The 4,299-nt window shown below is 63.1% G+C and carries 4 protein-coding genes and 1 pseudogene; all 5 read right to left on the bottom strand.

Annotated features, from left to right (window positions below; translation table 11 throughout):
- On the bottom strand, positions 1–431 hold a 431-nt coding region (nudB, locus tag VGH68_RS03215; protein ID WP_331602059.1), incomplete at its 3' end, for a dihydroneopterin triphosphate diphosphatase.
- 310 nt (positions 432–741) lie between these two features.
- The gene (gene aspS / locus VGH68_RS03220; RefSeq protein WP_331602060.1) at positions 742–2,541 is read right to left on the bottom strand and encodes an aspartate--tRNA ligase; all 1,800 of its coding nucleotides are present in this window, start codon (positions 2,539–2,541) and stop codon (positions 742–744) included.
- A gap of 73 nt (positions 2,542–2,614) precedes the next feature.
- Positions 2,615–3,271: a DUF502 domain-containing protein gene (locus VGH68_RS03225; RefSeq protein ID WP_331602061.1), complete on the bottom strand. Its 657-nt coding sequence runs from the start codon at positions 3,269–3,271 to the stop codon at positions 2,615–2,617.
- Between the two features lie 75 nt (positions 3,272–3,346).
- On the bottom strand, positions 3,347–3,673 hold the full coding sequence (locus VGH68_RS03230) for an FmdB family zinc ribbon protein (protein WP_331602062.1): 327 nt from the start codon (positions 3,671–3,673) through the stop codon (positions 3,347–3,349).
- 223 nt (positions 3,674–3,896) lie between these two features.
- Positions 3,897–4,299: pseudogene (locus VGH68_RS03235) on the bottom strand (thiopurine S-methyltransferase); the annotation flags it as partial.

The following is a 4,299-nucleotide window of genomic DNA, read 5'->3' on the forward strand; positions in this document are numbered from 1 at the left end:
TCCGCATTCGACGATGAAAAGCAGCGCGACGCCGCCTCTTCATACGGCAACCACAGGAACGCGGTGTGTTCGCGCGGCGCGAGCGTCACTTCGAGCTGTTCGGGCACTTCCAGGCTGAACCAATGCTCGGTGTTGTGGATCACGCCTTCGGCATAGCGATGGCGGAATTCCGGATAGATCTCGTATTCGATCGAATATTGCCAGTCGAACAGTGCGCCTCGCGGCACCAGCGCGCCGCCGATCATGATGCCGGTTTCCTCGCCGACCTCGCGTACCGCCGTGTCGGCGAGCGGTTCGTCGAGCCGGTCCTTCGAACCGGTCACCGACTGCCAGAACCCGACATGGTCGGCGCGTTCGAGCAACAGCACGTCGAGCGCGGGCGTATGGATGACGACGAGCACGGATTGCGGAATTTTCGGCGGTTTCGGCATGGCTCAACTAGGCGCGGCGCGCGCGCGGTACATGTCGGATGACGGTCGAAAGGGTCTGAAAAGCGGTGCGTTCACTGTAACGCAAAAAGCAAAAAAGGCGCTGAGGTGAAGTTCACCTCAGCGCCTTTTTGCTTGTCTCCTGGCGGTTTTTGCGGCCGGCTGTGGCCGTTCTGCAACTCTCTTGCCACCGTCGCCGTTCACGAGGATGGCCCGAACTGCAAGCGGGGGCAGCGTTTCCGGACCACATGGGCAACCGCCTGTGCGGTCCAAGTCGCGGCCCACCGTTAGGCCGCGCGCAGCGGCCCCGGCTTTAGGCCTTCGGTTCCGGCGTACGCAGACGGATATGCAGTTCGCGCAGTTGACGCTCGTCGACTTCGCTCGGCGCTTGCGTAAGCAGATCCTGCGCGCGTTGCGTCTTCGGGAACGCAATCACGTCGCGAATCGAGTCGGCACCGGCCATCATCGTGACGATACGGTCCAGACCGAACGCGATACCGCCGTGCGGCGGCGCACCGTATTGCAGCGCGTCGAGCAGGAAACCGAACTTGGCCTGGGCTTCTTCGGCGTTGATCTTCAGCGCACGGAAGACCTTGCTCTGCACTTCCTCGCGATGGATACGCACCGAGCCGCCGCCGATTTCCCAGCCGTTGAGCACCATGTCGTAGGCCTTCGCGAGGCAGCGGCCCGGATCCGTTTCGAGGTACTCGAGGTGTTCATCTTTCGGGCTCGTGAACGGGTGATGCGCGGCGACGTAGCGGTTGTCTTCCTCGTCGTATTCGAACATCGGGAAGTCGACGACCCACAGCGGCTTCCAGCCGGACTCGACCAGACCGTTGGCCTTGCCGAATTCCGAATGACCGATCTTTAGACGCAGCGCGCCGAGGCTGTCGTTCACGACCTTCGCGCGATCCGCCGCGAAGAAGATGATGTCGCCGTCTTGCGCGCCGGTGCGCTCGATGATCGCCTTCAGCGCTTCGTCATGCAGATTCTTGACGATCGGGCTTTGCAGACCGTCACGGCCCTTAGCGGCTTCGTTGACCTTGACCCACGCAAGACCCTTGGCGCCGTAGATGCGCACGAATTCGGTGTAGCTGTCGATGTCGCCGCGCGAGAGCTCGCCGCCCTTCGGTACGCGCAGCGCTGCAACGCGGCCGTCCTTCGTGTTGGCCGGCGTGCTGAACACCTTGAAGTCGACGTCGCGCATTGCGTCGGTCAACTCGGTGAATTCCAGCTTTACGCGCAGGTCCGGCTTGTCCGAACCGAAGCGGCGCATGGCTTCCGCGTATTCCATTACTGGGAATTTGTCGTCGAGCGCGACCCCGATCGTCGTGTTGAACACGTGACGGATCATCGCCTCGAACAGATCGCGAATTTCCTGCTCCGACAGGAACGAGGTTTCGCAGTCGATCTGCGTGAATTCCGGCTGACGGTCGGCGCGCAGGTCTTCGTCGCGGAAGCACTTGGTGATCTGGTAGTAGCGATCGAAGTTCGCGACCATCAGCAGCTGCTTGAACAGCTGCGGCGACTGCGGCAGCGCGAAAAACTGGCCCGGGTTGGTACGCGACGGCACCAGGTAGTCGCGCGCGCCTTCCGGCGTGCTCTTCGTCAGCATCGGCGTTTCGATATCGATGAAGCCCTGCTCGTCGAGGTACTTGCGCACTTCGATCGCGACGCGGTAGCGCAGACGCAGGTTGTGCTGCATCTGCGGACGACGCAGATCGAGCACGCGATGCGTGAGACGCGTGGTCTCCGACAGGTTGTCGTCGTCGAGCTGGAACGGCGGCGTGATCGACGCGTTCAGCACGATCAGCTCGTGGCACAGCACTTCGATCTTGCCGCTTTTCAGCGTCGCATTGGTCGTGCCTTCCGGACGGCTACGCACGATACCCTTGACCTGCACACAGAACTCGTTGCGCACGCCTTCAGCGACCCTGAACATGTCCGCGCGATCCGGGTCGCAGACGACCTGGACGAGCCCTTCGCGATCGCGCAGGTCGATGAAGATGACGCCGCCATGGTCGCGGCGGCGGCTTACCCAGCCGCACAGCGACACGGATTGGCCTAGCAGTTCTTCGGTCACCAGACCGCAGTATTCAGATCTCATCGACATGGTGTTTGTCTTTCGTTTTGCATTGGTTGAACGGCACGCCGCAGACGATCCTGCATCAGGCGTTGCGCCGGCATTACAGCGGAGGCTCGACGGTGGTGCGGCGCACCGGTGCCGGCGTCGGCGCGGACGGCGCCACGACGCCCATCGACACGATGTACTTGAGCGCAGCGTCGACCGTCATGTCGAGCTCGACCACTTCGCTTTTCGGCACCATCAGGAAGAAGCCCGACGTGGGGTTCGGCGTAGTCGGCACATACACGCTAACGTAGTCTTCTTTCAGGTGATTGACCACGTCGCCGCCCGGAATGCCGGTCAGGAACGCGATCGTATAGGACCCGCGGCGCGGGTATTCGATCAGCAGCGCCTTGCGGAATGCATTACCGCTGCTCGACAGCAGCGTGTCGGAGACCTGTTTGACGCTCGTGTAAAGCGGGCCGACGACCGGAATGTGCGCGACCAGCAATTCCCACCACTTGACGAGCTTCTGCCCAACGAAGTTCTGCGTCAACAGCCCGACGACAAAGATAAACGCGAGCGTGAGCACCGCGCCCAGACCGGGCAGGCGATAGCCGATTGCGCGTTCGGGCTGCCAGGAGCTGGGCAGCAGCAACAGCGTCTGGTCCATCGTGCCGATGATCAGACCGAGCACCCACAGCGTGATGGCCAGAGGCACCAGCACCAGCAGGCCGGTCAGAAACACTGATTTGAGCGTCGTTTTTTTCGTCGTCATGTGTACCGCCAGAAAGCCGCGCGGGCCGAAGCCCGACGCGCGGTAGATGCGCCGCCCGCGAGGGCGGCAGTCCCACTAGGCGCTGCCGGAACCGCTCGCGTCCGGGGTGGCGGCCGGAGCAGCGGGCGTGGCCGCCGGCGCGGCCGCACTGGCCGGCGCAGCGGCCGGCGCGGTCTCGGATTTCGCTTCCGGCTTGGCCGGGTCGCTCGCGCCACCACTTCCGCCACGGAAATCGGTCACGTACCAGCCGGAGCCTTTCAACTGGAAGCCAGCGGCGGTGAGCTGCTTGCTAAAGGTGTCTTTTCCGCACTCGGGACACTGCGTCAACTGGGGGTCGCTCATCTTCTGGAGCACGTCCTTCCCGAAGCCGCATGACCCGCAACGATAAGCGTAGATCGGCATGATGCTTTTCCTACTCCAAATCCCTACTAGTCTTGTAAACGCTTGCAAAGCCTTGAATTATAGCCGCAAACGATGCCCGTTCCCGCGGATTTCCCGGGGGGCGAACGCGCGACGCGATCGCCTGCGCGCCAAATGGGGATGCCCGTCCACGCTGTCAAGGGCAACCGGCGTATCGCGACGTGCGAATGGCTGCGGCATGAACCGCGCCGCATGAACCTCGCCGTTACGCACGGCGCCGCCAGGTGAGCCAGCGCTCACGTCCAGTGAAGACAGCGATCGAATCGGCCACCGCCACGTCTTCGAGCAGATCGAAGTGCGGTGTGAACAGCGTGTCGAGTTCAGCACGCTCTGTACCGAACGGCGGCCCCTTCTGCGTTGCGCCGATAAAAAAGAAGCCCGCGAGCAATGCGCCGGGCGGCAAGAGCTCGGTCATCCGTTGCACATAGTCGCCGCGGCGCGCGGGCGGCAGCGCACAGAAAAACGCGCGCTCGTAAATCCATCCTGGCGCGAATGGCGGCTCATAAGTGAAGAAATCCGCCTGCTCGACGAGTTGCGCGTGGCGGGCGCCCAGTTGTTCACGCGCCGCTGCCACGGCGGCCGGCGAGAAGTCGATCGCGCGGACCGGA

The organism is Paraburkholderia sp. (genome assembly GCF_036488505.1).
Lineage (GTDB): Bacteria > Pseudomonadota > Gammaproteobacteria > Burkholderiales > Burkholderiaceae > Paraburkholderia.

Coding starts and splice junctions, on each gene's coding strand:
- VGH68_RS03225 (WP_331602061.1), bottom strand. CDS start 3,271: ATGACGACGAAAAAAACGACGCTCAAATCAGTGTTTCTGACCGGCCTG.
- VGH68_RS03230 (WP_331602062.1), bottom strand. CDS start 3,673: ATGCCGATCTACGCTTATCGTTGCGGGTCATGCGGCTTCGGGAAGGAC.
- aspS (WP_331602060.1), bottom strand. CDS start 2,541: ATGTCGATGAGATCTGAATACTGCGGTCTGGTGACCGAAGAACTGCTA.